Origin of the sequence: Aeromonas sp. s3, assembly GCF_040907805.1 — a bacterium.
Taxonomy (GTDB): Bacteria; Pseudomonadota; Gammaproteobacteria; order Enterobacterales; family Aeromonadaceae; genus Aeromonas; species Aeromonas dhakensis.
In genome coordinates this window covers 1-15,791 of record NZ_JBFOCQ010000031.1, presented here as the reverse complement: position 1 = coordinate 15,791, position 15,791 = coordinate 1, and the positions used below count along the sequence as shown (strand labels likewise).

Sequence of the window (15,791 nt, the reverse complement as noted above, 5' to 3'; positions counted from 1 at the left end):
GATTTGAGTCGGTTTTTTTAGAGGTTTTTCATGCATTTCAAGACAATCGTTCCCGCCGTTGCCCTGGCCGTCGCCCTGAGCGGCTGTACCACCAACCCCTATACCGGCGAGTCCCAAACCTCCAAGGGCGCCTGGGGCGCACTGGCGGGCGCCGCTGCGGGTGCCGCCGTGGGTGCGCTCTCCTCCAGCAAGGGTGACCGCAAGAAGGGGATCCTGACCGGTGTGGCCGCCGGCGCTGCGCTGGGTGGCGGTATCGGCTACTACATGGACGTGCAGGAAGCCAAGCTGCGCGAGAAGCTGCAAGGCACCGGCGTCAGCGTGACCCGCAACGGTGATCAGCTGATCCTCAACATGCCGAACAACGTCACCTTCGACAGCTCCAGCGCCCAGCTGAAGGCCGCCGGTGCCAACACCCTGTCCGGCGTGGCCATGGTGGTCGCCGAGTTCGACAAGACCCGCCTGAACGTGGTTGGTCACACCGACAGCACCGGCTCCCGCGAGCTGAACATGAAGCTCTCCGCCCAGCGCGCCGATGCCGTCGCCGCCCAGCTGATCGGCCAGGGTGTGACCGGCAGCCGCATCGCTACCAGCGGCGTGGGCCCGGATCAGCCGGTCGCCACCAACAGCACAGCCGAAGGCAAGGCCCAGAACCGTCGGGTGACCATCACCCTGACCCCGACCGCCTAAGCTGCCCGGTTCGCAGCCATGAAAAAGGCCCCGCCAGCGATGGCGGGGCCTTTTTATATTGGGGCCGTTGCGAGCAATGGCGCCTTGTTTTTTGCCCTCTTCTCCCCTTGCGGGAGAAGGGACGGGGATGAGGGGGATAACTGCCTCTTAGACTGCCGCAGTCAGCTGCACTTCTACCTTGTAGCCTTCGTGGGCGAGACGGGCCTGAACGCAGGCGCGCACGGGGGCTGTGTCGGCATCAGGGGAGCCAGGCATCCCGCCCGGCTTAGACGGCAGCAGTCAGCTGCACTTCCACCTTGTAGCCTTCGTGGGCGAGGCGGGCCTGCACGCAGGCTCTAACCGGCGCGGTGCCAGCCGGGATCCAGGCATCCCACAGCTCGTTGAAGGCCGCGATGTCTGCAATGTCCTTGAGATAGATGTTGGCCATCAGGATCTTGTCGACGCCGGAGCCGTTGGCTTCCAGCAGGCGCTGCAGGCTGGTCAGCACTTCACGGGTCTGCTGGTGAATATCGGCGGTGTCGGTGGCGGGCACTTCCACCACGTAGAGGGTGCCGTTGTGAATGACCACGTCAGACCAACGCTGGGTGGTGCCGATTCGGGTAATAGCTGGCATGGATTGCTCCGGTAGTGTGGCTTACTGACCCTTGCGGATCAGATAGCGGTAAGGGGCCTGCTCTGTCTCGCTGGCGACCAGGGTGTGATCCATGAAGCGGCAGAAACTGGGAATGTCGCGGGTGGTTGAGGGATCGTCGGCACTGACCAGCAGGGTCTCCCCGTCAGCCATCAGCCGCACTTTTTTACGCACCATCATGACAGGTTCGGGACAACGAAGCCCGATTGCGTCCAACTCGTGAGTTGCGTCGCAGAATAAAGCACTCATCAATAATCAACCTTCAACCAAATCAGCTGCCAATGATACTCACGGCGAAAAAATAATCAAACGACCTGGGCTGTCAACAGCATATGTAACCAAAGTGTTATCCGGCCCTACCCACACCCCGCCGTATGAGTAATATAAAAATTGAACCATATTCAACAAGGAGGTGTGAATATGCAGGTCTCCTACGGCAGATTACAAGCCTACGCAGGCATGGGGTTCTTGTCTTTCGCCATGATAGTGATGGGCAGCCCGATCGGTAATACCGGCACCTGGTTCGGTTCCATGGTGATGATCGGACTGGGGCTCTGGATCGAGCTCAGCGATTACTACGACGAGGATGAGGACGAAAACGATCAATCCTGACCCCAAGACTCTCACGATGACAAAGGCGGATATCTCATCCGCCTTTGTCGTTTCTGGCCGCAGGGAAAAGCGTCAGCGGGTCGAGCGCATGGCCCGCTCCAGATGCAGGGCGGTCAGCTGCGGGTTGGCTCTGGGGTCGTTGAAGAAGTTGCTCAGCACATCCATGATCGCCTGGCGCATGTTGGTCGGCGTCGCCATCCCCTCGGCCATGCTGGGCAGCAGGTTGCCCTCTCGCTCCGCCTGCAGGAAATCCTGGTAGGAGCGCACGGCGCAGCGGTCGAACTTGCTCATGTCCGGTTTGACCAGCGCCGGGATCGAACCCTTCACCCGGTTGAACTCCTGCTGGAAGCGCGGCGTCATCAGCAGCTGGGCCAGTTCGCCCTGGGCCTGCAGCTGGGCGGGATCCCGCTGCTTGAACATGGCGATGGAGTCGAGGTTGTAGCTGAACAGCCCCTGGCTGCCGGGGCTCGGCAGGCACTCGATATCCTCGCCGGGCCGATAGTTGCCGGCGCTCAGCTCGCCCTTTACCCAGTCCCCCATCACCTGCATGGCGGCGCCGCCGCTCTCCAGCAGGTTGGTGGCCTGGTGCCACTTCAGGCCGGCGTATTTCTCCGGCACATAGCCGCGCAGCTGCTGGAAGCGGGTCAGCACCCGCACCATGTCGGGACCGGTCAGGGTGGCGCTGTCCTGCTCCACGAACGCCTTGCGGTAGAACGCTTTGCCGCCCTCGCCGAGCGCCACCGTCTCGAACAGCACTGCCAGCTGCCAGGGCTCGTTGCCGATGGCGAGCGGGGTGATCCCTTTCTCCTTGAGCCGGTCGGCCACGGTCACGAACTGGGCCCAGCTGGTGGGTGGGGTCAGCTTGTTGCGCTCGAAGATCTTGCGGTTGAGCCACAGCCAGTTGACCCTGTGGATGCCGGTGGGTACCGCCATCAGGGCGCCGTTCTGGCTGAGAGTCTCCCGCACCATGGGCGGCAGCTGGGGGTACCAGCCGAGGTGCTCGGCCATGGGACTGAGATCGCGCAGGAAGCCGAGTCCGGCCCACTCCCGCAACTCGAACCCCTTGAGGTGAGCAGCCTCCGGCGGATTCGCCGCCAGCGCCCGGCTTTTCAGCACCGTCATGGCGCTCTTGCCGCCGCCCCCTTGCACCGCGAAGTCGTTCCACTGGTTGCCCTGCTCGGTCCATTCGGACTTGAGCACTTCCACCGCCTTGGCCTCGCCGCCAGACGTCCACCAGTGCAGCACCTCCACCTGGGAGGCCTCGATCGGCAGAGACAACAGGGCGATGACAGAAAAAGACAACCACTTCATAAGGTTACTGCCTTGGTAGGGAGAGGGTGGCCTGCAAGCCGCCCTGCGGACGATTTTCCAGCACCAGATCGCCGCCGTGGGCGTGGGCTATGTTGCGGGCAATGCCCAGACCCAGGCCGGTGCCGGCCAGATCCGTGCTGAGCCGGTAGTAGGGCTCGAAGATGCGTTCGAACTGATCTTCCGGCAGGCCGGGTCCCTCGTCCATTATGAACAGGATCAGCATCTCCTCGTCGTCCATGATGATGATGCGCACTTTCTGGCCGTACTTGATGCCGTTGTCCACCAGGTTGCCGATGCAGCGCTTGAGGGCCAGCGGCTTGCCACGGTAGGGCTGCTTGCAGTGGCCCTCGATGGTCAGCCGCTCGTCGTGCAGGTTCATGGCCTCCGCCATCTGTTCCAGCATGGCGTCGATGTCGAGCTGCTCGATGTTCTCGTGGATGTCGGTGTCCTTCACCGTCTGCAGCGCCCCCTTCACCATCAGTTCCAGCTCGTCCAGATCCTTGTTGAACTTGGCGATCTGCTGCTCGTCATCGAGCAGCTCGACCCGCAGTCGCAGCCGGGTGATGGGGGTCTTGAGGTCGTGGGAAATGGAGCTGAACAGCCGCTCTCTATCGTCGATATAGCGGCGGATGCGGTGCTGCATGATGTTGAAGGCGCGGGTGGCCGCCACGATTTCGGAGGCACCCTCTTCCTTGAGCGAGGGCTGGTCGATGTCCTTGCCGAGGTTGACAGCCGCCTTGGCCAGCCGACGCAGCGGCCGGGTCTGCCAGCGCACCAGCAGGAAGGTGAAGAAGCAGAGGAACACCGTCATCAGGGCGATGAAGCGCACCTGGTTGCTGGGCATGACGGTGTCATCCAGCGTCATGTAGGGGGCCGGGAGCAAGGCCGCCAGATAGAGCCACTCACCCGGCTCTATCTCGATCTGGGTCACCAGTACCGGCGGGTTGAGTGGCTCCAGCGACAGGGTATAGCGGGCCCAGGAGGAGGGCAGGTCTGCCAGCAGGGTGTCGTTGTTGAAGACATGCAGATCCTCTGGCCGCGAGAAGTCCACCTTGATCGCCATGGCGTCGGAGAGCTTGCGGGTCAGCACCCCCTGCACCTCCTTGAGCACCAGCGTCTTGCGCTCGCTGTCGGGGATGGCACTGATGTGGATCTCCTCTTCGTTCAGGGAGACGAAGAAGCGGCTGCCGCCCATGTTGCGCAGCTGGTCCAGCGCGATGTGGCGATACTGCAGCGGCAAGGACTTGAAGAAGTTGACGGTGGAGGCGGCCGACAGCGCCAGGTTGCGGGTGGTGCTGAGCATGCCCTCCAGCTCCCGCTTCTGGATCTGCTGCATCCAGATGCCGGTGAGGATGGTCTGGGAGAGCAGGATCGCCAGCAGCAACAGCAGCAGCATCCGCGACAGCAGGGAGCGGGGTACCAGGACCCGCCAGAACCACCTGCTATTCATGGGATCTCTCGCCTTGTGTCGATCAGCATGCCGTCGCTACCTTGCTGGCTCTCATGGGATCTCGTGCACCTCGGCGATCAGCATGTAGCCGCTGCCGCGAATGGTCTTGATGATGCGCGGGCTCTTGCCGTTGTCACCCAGCTTCTGGCGCAGTCGGCTGATCTGTACGTCGATACCGCGCTCCATCGGCAGGCTCTCGCGACCGCGAGTGGCGTCCGAGATGGTATCCCGGTCCAGCACCACGCCGGGCTGCTGCAGGAACATGCCGAGCAGCATGGCATCGCTGCCGGAGAGATCCAGCAGGCTGCCATCCTCGTGAGTCAGCTGGTGGCTCAGGGTATCCAGGGTCCACTCGGCGAAGCGCAGCCGACGGCTTGGCTCCTTCTCTTTCTCCGGCTGGCGGAATTCGGCGCGGCGCAGCAGCGCCTTGATGCGGGCCTGCAGCTCGCGCGGGCTGAACGGCTTGGCGATGTAGTCGTCGGCACCGAGTTCCAGCCCGATCACCCGATCCGCCTCGTCGGAGGCGGCGGTCAGCATGATGATGGGAACCTGAGAATCGCGACGGATCTGCTGGCAGAGGGTAAAACCGTCGTCGCCAGGCATCATGATATCGAGAATGATGAGGTCCGGGCTGTGCTGGGCGAGCTGCTGGCGCATCTCGTTGCCCTCCGCTGCGGTCAATACCTCGAAGCCAGCCCTGGTCAGGTATTCATTGAGCAGCTCGCGGATCTCTTGGTCGTCGTCGACGATCAGCAGTTGTTTGCTCGTTGACATATGTATGTGCATCCACCCATTTTTTTGTGCAGATTGAACCTGTCGGGGGAGCAAAAAGCAAGCAAGCCCCCCATCTAATGTGAGGTTATGGGCAATATCCTCCCATATCCTGCCGTGCAAATAAAAAAGGCCGACCCAAACGGGCCGGCCAAGACGCAGATGCTGACGACAGAAGTGCACCCCGTGTGGCGCACTCCACAGACTCGATGACGGGGCAGTCTGACCGGCCCCAAAACCTGCGATACAGGCCGCCTCGCCGGGAAGCAGAAGCGGGCCCATATTGTAAAATTCAGCCCCTGGCGGGGCACTTCCCGGACCGGCGCACCGGTCCGGGGGATACAGTTACACTCGCTCGAACACGGTGGCGATGCCCTGGCCCAGGCCGATGCACATGGTGGCCACGCCCAGGGTCGCGTCCTTCTCCTCCATCAGATTGATCAGGGTGGTGGAGATGCGGGCGCCGGAGCAGCCGAGCGGGTGACCCAGGGCGATGGCGCCGCCGTTCAGGTTCACCTTCTCGTCCACCAGGTCTTGCAGACCCAGATCCTTCACGCAGGGGAGGGACTGGGCGGCAAACGCCTCGTTCAGTTCGAACAGGTCGATGTCACCGACGGTCAGACCGGCCCGCTTGAGCGCCTTCTGGGTGGCCGGCACCGGGCCGTAACCCATGATGGCGGCATCGCAGCCGGCGATGGCCATGGCGCGTACCTTGGCGCGCGGGGTGAGGCCGAGCGCCTTGGCGCGATCCGCACTCATCACCAGCATGGCGGCGGCGCCATCGGACAGGGCCGAGGAGGTGCCGGCGGTGACGGTGCCGTTGACCGGGTCGAACACCGGGCGCAGCTGGCTCAGGGTGTCGACCGTGGTCTCGGGGCGGATCACCTCGTCATAGTCGTAGAAGAAGCGGGCGCCGCTGGCGTCGTGCCCTTCCAGCCCGACGATCTCCTTGGCGAAACGGCCTTCCACGGTGGCGGCGTGGGCACGGCGGTGGGAACGGGCGGCAAACTCGTCCTGCTGTTGACGGCTGATGCCGTGCAGCTTGCCGAGCATCTCGGCGGTCAGCCCCATCATGCCGGAGGCTTTCGCCACGGACTTGGCCATGCCGGGGTGGAAGTCCACCCCGTGGCTCATGGGCACGTGGCCCATGTGCTCGACGCCGCCGATGATGAAGATATCCCCATCACCCACCTGGATGGCGCGGGAGGCATCGTGCAGCGCCTGCATGGAGGATCCGCACAGGCGGTTGACGGTGACCGCCCCCACCTGTTTCGGGATGCCAGCCAGCAGGGCGGCGTTGCGGGCGATGTTGAAGCCCTGCTCCAGGGTCTGCTGCACGCAGCCCCAGTAGATATCCTCGATCTCGTTCGGGTCTAGGTTGGGGTTGCGCAGCAGGATGGATTTCATCAGGTGCGCGGACAAGTCTTCTGCACGCACGTTGCGGAAGGCGCCGCCCTTGGACCGGCCCATCGGGGTCCGGATACAGTCGACAATGACTACGTCTTTCATGAATGGATCTCCTTTCCGCAATCAGTAGAAGGTTTTGCCCTGGGCGGCCATCTCACGCAGCTTGTCGCTGACGCGGTAGAGCGGGCCAAGGTCGGCATACTGGTCGGCCATGGCGACATAGCGATCCAGACCGATAGTGTCCAGATAGCGGAACACGCCGCCGCGGAAGGGAGGGAAGCCCAGACCGTAAACCAGCGCGATGTCGGCTTCGGCTGGCGTGGCGATTATGCCCTCTTCTAGACAGAGCACCACCTCGTTGATCATCGGGATCATCATGCGGGCGATGATGGCGTCCTTGTCGAAATCCTGTTTCGGCTTGGCAATCGGGGCCAGCAGCTCGTAGCTGGCGACATCGGCCACCTTCTTCGGTTTACCCTTCTTGTCGGCCTCGTAGGCGTAGAAGCCCTTGCCATTCTTCTGACCGAAGCGGCTCGCCTCGTACATCACGTCGATGGCGGTGCGACCTTCCTTGCTCATGCGCGCCGGGAAGCCCTGTGCCATCACATCACCGGCATGGTGGCCAGTGTCGATGCCGACCACGTCCAGCAGGTAGGCGGGGCCCATGGGCCAGCCAAATTCCTTCTCCATCACCTTGTCGACGGCGGCGAAGTCGGCGCCATCGGCGACCAGCTTGTTGAAGCCGAAGAAGTAGGGGAACAGCACGCGGTTGACGAAGAAGCCAGGGCAGTCGTTGACCACCACCGGGGACTTGCCCATGGCGGCGGCGTAGGCCACCACGCGGTTGATGGTGTCGTCCGAGGTTTGCTCGCCGCGGATGATCTCCACCAGCGGCATGCGGTGCACCGGGTTGAAGAAGTGCATGCCGCAGAAATTCTCGGGGCGCTTCAGGCTCTTGGCCAGCAGGGAGATGGGGATGGTGGAGGTGTTGCTGGCGAGCACGGCGTCTTCGCCGATCACGCCTTCTACTTCACTCAGCACGGCCGCCTTCACTTTCGGGTTCTCGACTACGGCCTCGACCACCACGTCCACATGCTTGACGTTGTCATAGCTGAGGGTCGGGGTGATGGCGGAGAGCACCTGGCCCATCTTGATGCCATCGATGCGACCGCGCTCGAGCTGGCCGTTGAGCAGCTTGGTGGCTTCGCCCATGCCAAGTGCCAGCGCCTTCTCGTTGATGTCCTTCATCACCGCCGGGATGCCCTTGCTGGCGGACTGGTAGGCGATGCCGCCCCCCATGATGCCTGCACCCAGTACGGCGGCATGGCCGGTGGCCTTGTTTGCCTGCTTGGCGGCCTTCTTGGCCAGCGCCTTGATGTGCTGATCGTTGAGGAAGATGCCGACCAGCGCCTTGGCCACGTCGGTTTTCGCCAGCTTGATGAAGGTGGCGGCTTCGGCGGCCAGCGCTTCGTCCCGACCCATGCCGGCGGCGGCTTCCACCGTCTTCACGGCAGCCATGGGTGCCGGATAGTGTTTGCCCGCCACGGCGGCAACCATGCCGGCGGCGGTGGTGAAGCTCATCATGGCTTCCAGTTTGGAGAGACGCAGCGGGGCCTTCTTGGCGGCGCGGCGGCTCTGCCAGTCCAGCTTGCCCTTGATCGCGTCCTTGATCATCTGCACGGCGGCGCCCTGCAGCGCGTCCGGGGCGACCACGGCATCGATGGCACCCACTTTGAGAGCGTCATCGGCACGGTAATCCTTGCCGGTAGTGATCCACTCCAGCGCGTTGTCGGCGCCGATCACTCGCGGCAGACGGACGGTGCCGCCAAAGCCGGGCATGATGCCGAGTTTGGTTTCGGGCAGACCGATCTTGGCCGTGGTGTCGGCCAGCCGCAAGTCGGTGGAGAGAATGGTCTCGCAGCCGCCGCCCAGGGCGTGGCCCTTGATGGCGCTGAGGGTCGGCACCGGCAGATCTTCGATGGCGTTGAAGATGTCGTTGGCCTTTTTCAGCCAGCCAAGCAGATCTTCCTGCGGCAGATCGAACAGTTCCAGGAATTCGGTGATGTCGGCGCCGACGATAAAGGCGTCTTTGCCGGAGGTGAGGATCAGACCTTTTAGTTCACGTTCTTGTTGTAATGCGGCGATCGCTTCGCTCAGGGAGAGCAGGGTAGCGCGATCCAGCTTGTTGACTGAACCCGGAGCATCGAACCTCAGCTCGGCAATGCCGTCTTCGAGGTAGCTGACCGTCAGGGTTTCGCCTTGGTAGATCATGAGAGTGTCTCCTTGTTCCCACATGGTGGGGGGTGGTGCTCCTTTATCCCCAGCAGGGGGCGAGGCTCACTATTGATCCAAAAGAAGACAATTTCAACACCTATTTAAAACATTCGTTTAACAGAACTCGAGTAAAAGCTCGCCTCAGATTAACAACCAAAATAAAGGCGTCTGATGACGCCTTTATTAACCTTGTGTGGCCTCAGCTGGCCAGCTCGGGCCGGTCGCGATATTGGCTCAGCACCTCGGGGTCGGCGAGGGCGTGGGTGTTGTTGACGGGTCGGTTGTGCACCACTTCCCGCACCGCCAGCTCCACTATCTTGCCGGACTTGGTGCGCGGAATGGCGTCCACCTGCAGGATGCGGGAGGGCACGTGGCGGGCGGTGCAGTGCTGGCGCACCTGCTGGCGGATACGCTCGCGCAGTGCTTCGTCTAGCTTGAGACCTGGCTTGAGCTTGACGAACAGCACCACCCGCTCGTCTTGCTGCCACTGCTGACCGATGACGATGCTCTCTTCTACTTCCTCCAGCTGTTCGACGTAGCGGTAAATCTCGCTGGTGCCGATGCGCACGCCCCCCGGGTTGAGGGTGGCGTCGGAGCGGCCATAGAACAGGATGCCGCCGGTCGGGGTCAGCTCGATCCAGTCGCCGTGGCACCAGATGTTGTCGAACCGCTCGAAATAGGCGGCGTGATACTTGTCGCCGCTCTCGTCTCCCCAGAAGCCGATGGGCTGGGCCGGGAACGGCTTGGTGCAGACCAGTTCGCCCTTTTCCCCTTGCACCGGCTGGCCCGCTTCGTTGAATACCTGCACCGCGAGACCGAGGCCGCGCCCCTGACTCTCGCCACGGTAGACGGGGCTGAGCGGATTACCGATGACGAAGCAGGAGCAGATGTCGGTGCCACCTGAGATGGAGCTGAGCTGCACATCCTGCTTGATCTGCTGATAGACGTAGTCGAACCCTTCGGGAGAGAGCACGGAGCCGGTACTGCAGATGAGCCGCAGGTGCGGCAGGCTGTGGGTCTTGATAGGGGCATAGCCCTGCTTGTGCAGCGCATCCAGGTATTTGGCCGAGGTGCCGAACAGGGCGACGCTCTCGTCACGGGTGAGATCCCACAGCACGTTGCCATCCGGGTAGAAGGGGGAGCCGTCGTAGAGCACCAGGGTGGCGCCGGAGGCGAGCGCGCTCACCAGCCAGTTCCACATCATCCAGCCGCAGGTGGTGAAGTAGAAGATACGCTCCCCGGGCTTGATGTCGCAGTGCAGCTGGTGCTCTTTCAGGTGTTGCAGCAGGGTGCCGCCAATCCCGTGCACGATACACTTGGGTTTGCCGGTGGTGCCGGACGAATAGAGGATGTAGAGCGGGTCGTTGAAGGCCATGGGTTCGAACTGCAGACCGGCATCCGGCTGGCCGGCCAGGATCTGACGCCAGTCGTGACCCAGCTGCAGGGAGTGGCCGAGCAGGGGGATCATGACCGTCTGCTCTATGCTGTCGATCTGGCCGACGACCCCCGCCACCTTGTCCTGAATGTCGATGGCCTTGCCGTTGTAGCGATAGCCATCCACCGCAAACAGCACCCGCGGCCGGGTCTGGCCGAAGCGCTCCACCACGCTGGCTTCGCCAAAATCCGGGCTGGTGGAGGTCCAGATCGCCCCCAGACTGGTGGTCGCCAGCATGGCCACCACGGTCTCCGGGATATTGGGCAGATAGGCCGCCACCACATCGCCCCGGCCGATGCCCTGGCTGCGCAACCACTGGGCCAGCCTTGCGACCTGATCCGCCAGTTCGCGCCAGCTCAGGGTCTGGCTGGGGTTCCCTTCAATGCGGGAGATGATGGCCGGCGTGTCATCCTGGCGGCGCAGCAGGTTTTCGGCGAAGTTGAGCCGGCTGTCGGGGAACCAGCGGGTGCGCTGCATCTCCTGGCGGTTCTCCGCCACTATGTTGCCGAGCTCGCCTTTGACGCCGCAGTGCTGCCACACCAGCGGCCAGAAACGGGTTGTCTTCTCCACCGACCACTGGTAGAGCTGGGCGTAGCTGTGCAGCTGCAGGCCGTGGAAGCGGTTGACCTCGGCCATGAAGTGCTGGAGGTTGGATTGCTGCATCCGCTCCTGATCCGGTTGCCACAGGCAAAGGTTGTGCATGAGTAGTCCCTGACTGCATGTATCTACCGGCAGTGTATTGAATTGTTTTTTATTTGTTAATGGTTGGTTTTTGTTTCATAACAAAAGCCTTGTAACGTATGCGTTACCTCACGAAGCGATAGCTTGACGGTTCGAGCCTTGATTCGCTTGATGTTATGCTGAAACCACATTTCTCCCGGAGCAGGACGCCATGAGCAGCTACAGCCAACTTTTTGCCCAGCACCTCGACACCTTGCAGCAGCGCACCCGCGACATACTGCAACAGCAGGGACTGGGCGGTCTGGCCATCCACTCCGGCCAGACCCACCGCATCTTCCTCGATGATCAGGATTACCCCTTCAAGGTGAACCCCCAGTTCAAGGCCTGGCTGCCGGTGCTGGACAATCCCCACTGCTGGTTGCTGGTGGACGGGGTGAACAAGCCGGTGCTGCTGTTCTACCGGCCGGTGGATTTCTGGCACAAGGTAGCGGACCTGCCCAACGCCTTCTGGGTCGACTTCTTCGATATCCGCTTCCTGACCCGCCCGGAACAGGTTGCCGATCATCTGCCGGCCAACAGGCAGGAGTGGGCCTATCTGGGTGGCCATCTGGAGGTGGCCGAGCTGCTGGGGCTGGGCCAGCCCAACCCGGAGGCGGTCCTCAACTATCTGCACTACCACCGTGCCTACAAGACCCCCTATGAGCTGGAGTGTCTGCGCGATGCCAACCGCATCGGGGTACGCGGCCACATTGCGGCCAAGGACTCCTTCATGGCGGGGGCGAGCGAGTTCGAGATCAACCTGGCCTACATGAAGGCGGTCGGGCAGGGGGCCAATGAGGCGCCCTACGGCAATATCGTCGCCATCAATCGCAATGCGGCCATCCTGCACTACACCCACCTCTCCACTCAGCGGGTACCCGATGCGGAGCGCTACTCCTTCCTCATCGACGCCGGCGTGGACGTGCACGGCTATGCCTCCGACATCACCCGGACCTGGGCCTGGCGGCGCGGCGAGTTTGCCGACCTGATCGCGGCGCTGGATGCCCAGCAGCAGGAGATCATCGAGGAAATCAAGCCGGGCCGCCGTTACAGCGAGCTGCATCTGCAGATGCACCACCGACTGGCGCGCCTGTTGCAAGCCACCGAGCTGGTGGACATGTCGGTGGACGAGATGATCCACACCGGGGTGACCAACGTCTTCTTCCCCCACGGCCTCGGCCACTTCCTCGGCCTGCAGGTGCACGATGCCGGCGGCTTCATGCAGGATGAGCGCGGCACCCACCTGTCGGCCCCCGAGCAGTTCCCCTATCTGCGTTGCACCCGGGTGATGGAGGTGGGCCAGGTGTTCACCATAGAGCCGGGCCTCTACTTCATCGACAGCCTGCTGGAGCCGCTGCGCCAGGGCGAGCAGGGCAAGCGTGTCAACTGGAACAAGGTCGAGGCGCTGCGCCCCTATGGCGGCATCCGCATCGAAGACAACGTGGTGCTGCATGCCAACGGGGTGGAGAACCTGACCAGACAAGCAGGGCTCTGATGGCGGCGGACTATTCCATACCGGCCGCATCGCTGGAGGTGAGTGAAGAGATCAAGAAGAGCCGTTTCATCACTTACCTTGCCCACACGCCGACCGTCGAGGCCGCCAAGGCCTGGATTGGCGAGATAAAGCAACAACATCCCGGGGCCCGGCATCACTGCTGGGCCTTCGTCGCAGGTTCCCCGCAGGACAGTCAGGTCTATGGCTTCAGCGATGATGGTGAGCCCTCTGGCACTGCCGGCAAGCCCATGCTGGCCCAGCTGATGGGGGCGGGTCTTGGTGAGATCGCCGCCGTGGTGGTGCGCTATTACGGTGGCGTGCTGCTGGGCACCGGCGGTCTGGTCAAGGCCTACGGCGGTGGCGTGGGGGCGGCACTCAAGCAGCTCGAGACCCACATCAAGCGCCAACAGACCACCTCTCTCATCCAGTGCGACTATGTCGACATGGGGGCCGTAGAGGCCCTGATCCAGGCTTATCAGGGCCAGTTGCTGACGGCCGACTATGGCGCCAGCGTCACCCTGCAGGTGGCGTGGGAGTCCGCGCTCTGGGCCCGAATCGCACAGGAATTGACCGACCGAACCCAGGGTCGGGTATCCCTTCGTCCCTTAGATGGCTAGAATCCATCGCTCTTTTGGTCTGAAGAGGGAGCCGGAATGCAGATTCTGAGCATCATTCGTATCGTTGGCCTGCTGGTCGCACTGTTCAGTTCGACCATGCTGCTGCCTGCGATGGTTGCATTTGGCTATCGTGATGGTGGTGGTGCCGAGTTCGTCAACTCCTTCTTCATCGCTCTGCTGCTCGGTGCCGCACTCTGGTTTCCCAACCGTCATCAGAAGAAGGACCTCAGGTCCAAGGAGGGCTTCCTCATCGTCGTGCTGTTCTGGGTGGTACTGGGCAGCGTCGGGGCCTTGCCGTTCCTGCTGGGAGAGGTGCCCGGCATGACGGTGTCCGAGGCCTTCTTCGAGTCGTTTTCCGGCCTGACCACCACGGGGGCGACCGTGCTTACCGGGCTGGACAACCTGCCCAAGGCGTTTCTGTTCTATCGTCAGCTGCTGCAGTGGTTGGGGGGCATGGGGATCATCGTGCTGGCGGTGGCCATACTGCCGCTGCTCGGCATCGGGGGCATGCAGCTCTATCGCGCCGAAATTCCGGGGCCGGTCAAGGACAACAAGGTCACCCCGCGTATCGCCGAGACGGCCAAGGCGCTCTGGTTCATCTATCTGCTGCTCACCTCCCTCTGCGCCCTGGCGTACTGGATGGCGGGCATGACCCTGTTCGATGCCATCTGTCACTCCTTCTCCACCATGTCAGTGGGGGGCTTCTCGACTCACGATGCCAGCATAGGTTTCTTCAACAGCCCGGCCATCAACCTGATCACAGTGCTATTTCTGCTGCTGGCTAGCGTCAACTTTGCCCTGCACTTCATGGTGTTCGCCCACAAGCCGGTGCGCCTGAGCAGTTATCTGCGGGACTCCGAGCTCAAGGTGTTCCTGAGCATCCAGTGTGTACTGGTACTGATCTGCTTCGTCTCCCTGTTGTTCCACGGTCATTACGACACCTGGCAGGATGCGCTCAACCACGGCTTGTTCCAGGCGGTGTCGCTGGGCACGACTACCGGTTACAGCACCACCAGTTATGCGGATTGGCCCTCTTTCCTGCCCATGCTGCTGATGCTCTCCGCTTTCATCGGCTGCTGCGCCGGCAGTACCGGTGGCGGCATCAAGGTGATGCGTTTCATGATCCTGTTCCTGCAGGGGATGCGCGAGCTGAAGCGACTGGTGCATCCACGCGCCATTTATACCCTCAAGCTGGGCCGTCGCGCCGTACCAGAGCGGATCGTGGAGGCGGTGTGGGGCTACTTTGCCACCTACATCATCCTATTCTTCATCTTTATGCTGTTGTTGCTGATGACCGGCTTGAATGAGGTGACCGCTTTCTCCGCCGTGGCGGCCGCGTTTACCAACGTGGGGCCGGGGCTGGGGGAGGTGTCGGCCAACTTCGGCAATATCTCGGCAACGGCCCAATGGATACTGGTGGTCGCCATGTTGTTTGGTCGATTGGAAATCTTTACGCTTCTGGTACTGTTTACCCCTGCATTCTGGCGTAGTTGAGGTTGGTATGGACAAGATTCTGGTGCTTTATTCTTCCCGTGACGGGCAAACGCGAAAAATCGTCGATGCCATGTTGGCTGAGATCGAGGGATGCGAGGTGGTGATGCAGGATTTGCACAGCCTGCCCATGTGCAACCTCAGCAAGTTCAAGAAGGTGCTTATCGGCGCTTCCATTCGCTATGGCAACTTCCACCCCAGCCTGTTCAGTTTCATCCATGCTCATCACGAACAGCTGGAAGTGGCCAACGCCGCCTTCTTCTGTGTCAACCTGACGGCCCGCAAGCCCGAGAAGCAGACTCCGCAGACCAATGCTTACATGAAGAAGTTTTTGCGTCTCTCCCCCTGGAAGCCAAAAACCCTGGGGGTGTTTGCCGGTGCGCTGCAGTACTCCCGCTATAACTGGTGGCAGACCCGCATCATTCAGCTGATCATGAAGATCACCGGCGGTAGCACGGACACCAGCAAGGATCTCGAGTTTACCGACTGGGACAAAGTGCGCAGTTTTGCCCGCGATTTCTGGTCAAAAAAATAGCCGTGGCAATGTAAAAGCGGCTTGAGCCCTGCGGATGCAGGGCTTTTTTGTTTGATAAATAGACGCTTGACCGGCCAAAACACGAAAAATGCCAATTTTTGCAAAATTCCCCTTGTCATCGCGGCGCGGCTCCCTATAATGCGCCTCCATCGACACGGCAAGCGGCAACGCAGAAAGCCAAGTCGGTAGCCTCGAAAAGCCTTTGAAAATAAGGCTTGACTCGAGAAGGCGGTTGAGTAGAATGCCACTCCCGCAGCAGCCAAAAGCTGCGTCGCTCTTTAACAATTTGAATCAAGCAATCTGTGTGGGCACTCACAGCATCGAGCATCAAAAACAATTTTTGATTTTCAATGTC

15 protein-coding genes and 1 pseudogene are annotated in these 15,791 nt (G+C 61.8%); 6 read left to right on the top strand and 10 right to left on the bottom strand.

Features of this window, described 5'->3' with window-relative positions:
* Positions 1-30 precede the first annotated feature (30 nt).
* Entirely contained in the window at positions 31-687 is a 657-nt protein-coding gene (locus AB5Y98_RS17335; protein ID WP_005307410.1) for an OmpA family lipoprotein, read from the top strand.
* Positions 688-834: 147 nt separating this feature from the next.
* Here AB5Y98_RS17335 and AB5Y98_RS17330 read toward each other — a convergent pair.
* The 3 genes and pseudogenes from AB5Y98_RS17330 to tusA all read right to left on the bottom strand — a co-directional run.
* Positions 835-924: pseudogene (locus AB5Y98_RS17330) on the bottom strand (endoribonuclease L-PSP); the annotation flags it as partial.
* A 28-nt stretch (positions 925-952) separates the two neighbouring features.
* Positions 953-1,300, bottom strand: coding sequence for a RidA family protein (locus AB5Y98_RS17325; protein WP_213344528.1), 348 nt, complete (start codon positions 1,298-1,300; stop codon positions 953-955).
* Between the two features lie 21 nt (positions 1,301-1,321).
* Complete coding sequence (tusA, locus tag AB5Y98_RS17320; RefSeq protein ID WP_005307416.1) at positions 1,322-1,567, bottom strand: sulfurtransferase TusA; 246 nt, start codon at positions 1,565-1,567, stop codon at positions 1,322-1,324.
* Between the two features lie 171 nt (positions 1,568-1,738).
* Between tusA and AB5Y98_RS17315 the strand changes: the two genes are divergently transcribed.
* Positions 1,739-1,930, top strand: a complete 192-nt coding sequence (locus AB5Y98_RS17315) for a hypothetical protein (RefSeq protein ID WP_005307420.1) — start codon at positions 1,739-1,741, stop codon at positions 1,928-1,930.
* Positions 1,931-2,002: 72 nt separating this feature from the next.
* Here AB5Y98_RS17315 and AB5Y98_RS17310 read toward each other — a convergent pair whose 3' ends face one another.
* The 6 genes from AB5Y98_RS17310 to AB5Y98_RS17285 all read right to left on the bottom strand — a co-directional run bounded on the left by AB5Y98_RS17310 (position 2,003) and on the right by AB5Y98_RS17285 (position 11,280).
* Positions 2,003-3,241 carry an ABC transporter substrate-binding protein gene (locus AB5Y98_RS17310; protein ID WP_042051280.1) on the bottom strand — a complete coding sequence of 413 codons (1,239 nt, stop codon included), beginning with the start codon at positions 3,239-3,241 and terminating at the stop codon, positions 2,003-2,005.
* Between the two features lie 4 nt (positions 3,242-3,245).
* Positions 3,246-4,691 (bottom strand): ATP-binding protein, encoded by a 1,446-nt coding sequence (locus AB5Y98_RS17305; protein WP_005307426.1) that lies wholly within the window; start codon positions 4,689-4,691, stop codon positions 3,246-3,248.
* 51 nt (positions 4,692-4,742) lie between these two features.
* Entirely contained in the window at positions 4,743-5,465 is a 723-nt protein-coding gene (locus tag AB5Y98_RS17300; RefSeq protein ID WP_010635539.1) for a response regulator, read from the bottom strand.
* A 342-nt stretch (positions 5,466-5,807) separates the two neighbouring features.
* Positions 5,808-6,992, bottom strand: a complete 1,185-nt coding sequence (gene fadA / locus AB5Y98_RS17295) for an acetyl-CoA C-acyltransferase FadA (RefSeq protein ID WP_198525994.1) — start codon at positions 6,990-6,992, stop codon at positions 5,808-5,810.
* Complete coding sequence (gene fadB, locus AB5Y98_RS17290) at positions 6,993-9,140, bottom strand: fatty acid oxidation complex subunit alpha FadB (RefSeq protein WP_368232334.1); 2,148 nt, start codon at positions 9,138-9,140, stop codon at positions 6,993-6,995.
* A gap of 202 nt (positions 9,141-9,342) precedes the next feature.
* Complete coding sequence (locus tag AB5Y98_RS17285; RefSeq protein WP_368232333.1) at positions 9,343-11,280, bottom strand: acetoacetate--CoA ligase; 1,938 nt, start codon at positions 11,278-11,280, stop codon at positions 9,343-9,345.
* Positions 11,281-11,470: 190 nt separating this feature from the next.
* On the opposite strand from AB5Y98_RS17285, the gene pepQ reads away from it, so the two are divergent.
* The 4 genes from pepQ to hemG are packed head-to-tail and all read left to right on the top strand — an operon-like array spanning position 11,471 to position 15,436.
* Positions 11,471-12,793, top strand: a complete 1,323-nt coding sequence (pepQ, locus tag AB5Y98_RS17280; RefSeq protein ID WP_019840760.1) for a Xaa-Pro dipeptidase — start codon at positions 11,471-11,473, stop codon at positions 12,791-12,793.
* Positions 12,793-13,410 carry a YigZ family protein gene (locus AB5Y98_RS17275; RefSeq protein WP_368232332.1) on the top strand — a complete coding sequence of 206 codons (618 nt, stop codon included), beginning with the start codon at positions 12,793-12,795 and terminating at the stop codon, positions 13,408-13,410. The genes pepQ and AB5Y98_RS17275 overlap by 1 nt, the downstream gene beginning before the upstream one ends.
* Positions 13,411-13,446: 36 nt before the next feature.
* The gene (locus AB5Y98_RS17270) at positions 13,447-14,904 is read left to right on the top strand and encodes a TrkH family potassium uptake protein (protein WP_368232331.1); all 1,458 of its coding nucleotides are present in this window, start codon (positions 13,447-13,449) and stop codon (positions 14,902-14,904) included.
* Between the two features lie 7 nt (positions 14,905-14,911).
* The gene (hemG, locus tag AB5Y98_RS17265) at positions 14,912-15,436 is read left to right on the top strand and encodes a menaquinone-dependent protoporphyrinogen IX dehydrogenase (RefSeq protein ID WP_005307448.1); all 525 of its coding nucleotides are present in this window, start codon (positions 14,912-14,914) and stop codon (positions 15,434-15,436) included.
* Positions 15,437-15,569: 133 nt separating this feature from the next.
* On the opposite strand, the gene AB5Y98_RS17260 is transcribed toward hemG, so the two are convergent.
* Positions 15,570-15,791, bottom strand: a 222-nt coding sequence (locus AB5Y98_RS17260; protein WP_368232330.1) for a hypothetical protein, incomplete at its 5' end; no start/stop codon positions are given.

Bases quoted from the DNA above. Each gene is read 5' to 3' on its own strand.
- AB5Y98_RS17315 (WP_005307420.1), top strand. From the start codon at position 1,739: ATGCAGGTCTCCTACGGCAGATTACAAGCCTACGCAGGCATGGGGTTC.
- AB5Y98_RS17270 (WP_368232331.1), top strand. From the start codon at position 13,447: ATGCAGATTCTGAGCATCATTCGTATCGTTGGCCTGCTGGTCGCACTG.
- AB5Y98_RS17325 (WP_213344528.1), bottom strand. From the start codon at position 1,300: ATGCCAGCTATTACCCGAATCGGCACCACCCAGCGTTGGTCTGACGTG.
- tusA (WP_005307416.1), bottom strand. From the start codon at position 1,567: ATGAGTGCTTTATTCTGCGACGCAACTCACGAGTTGGACGCAATCGGG.
- AB5Y98_RS17335 (WP_005307410.1), top strand. From the start codon at position 31: ATGCATTTCAAGACAATCGTTCCCGCCGTTGCCCTGGCCGTCGCCCTG.
- AB5Y98_RS17310 (WP_042051280.1), bottom strand. From the start codon at position 3,241: ATGAAGTGGTTGTCTTTTTCTGTCATCGCCCTGTTGTCTCTGCCGATC.
- AB5Y98_RS17300 (WP_010635539.1), bottom strand. From the start codon at position 5,465: ATGTCAACGAGCAAACAACTGCTGATCGTCGACGACGACCAAGAGATC.
- fadB (WP_368232334.1), bottom strand. From the start codon at position 9,140: ATGATCTACCAAGGCGAAACCCTGACGGTCAGCTACCTCGAAGACGGC.
- hemG (WP_005307448.1), top strand. From the start codon at position 14,912: ATGGACAAGATTCTGGTGCTTTATTCTTCCCGTGACGGGCAAACGCGA.
- AB5Y98_RS17285 (WP_368232333.1), bottom strand. From the start codon at position 11,280: ATGCACAACCTTTGCCTGTGGCAACCGGATCAGGAGCGGATGCAGCAA.
- AB5Y98_RS17275 (WP_368232332.1), top strand. From the start codon at position 12,793: ATGGCGGCGGACTATTCCATACCGGCCGCATCGCTGGAGGTGAGTGAA.
- AB5Y98_RS17305 (WP_005307426.1), bottom strand. From the start codon at position 4,691: ATGAATAGCAGGTGGTTCTGGCGGGTCCTGGTACCCCGCTCCCTGCTG.
- pepQ (WP_019840760.1), top strand. From the start codon at position 11,471: ATGAGCAGCTACAGCCAACTTTTTGCCCAGCACCTCGACACCTTGCAG.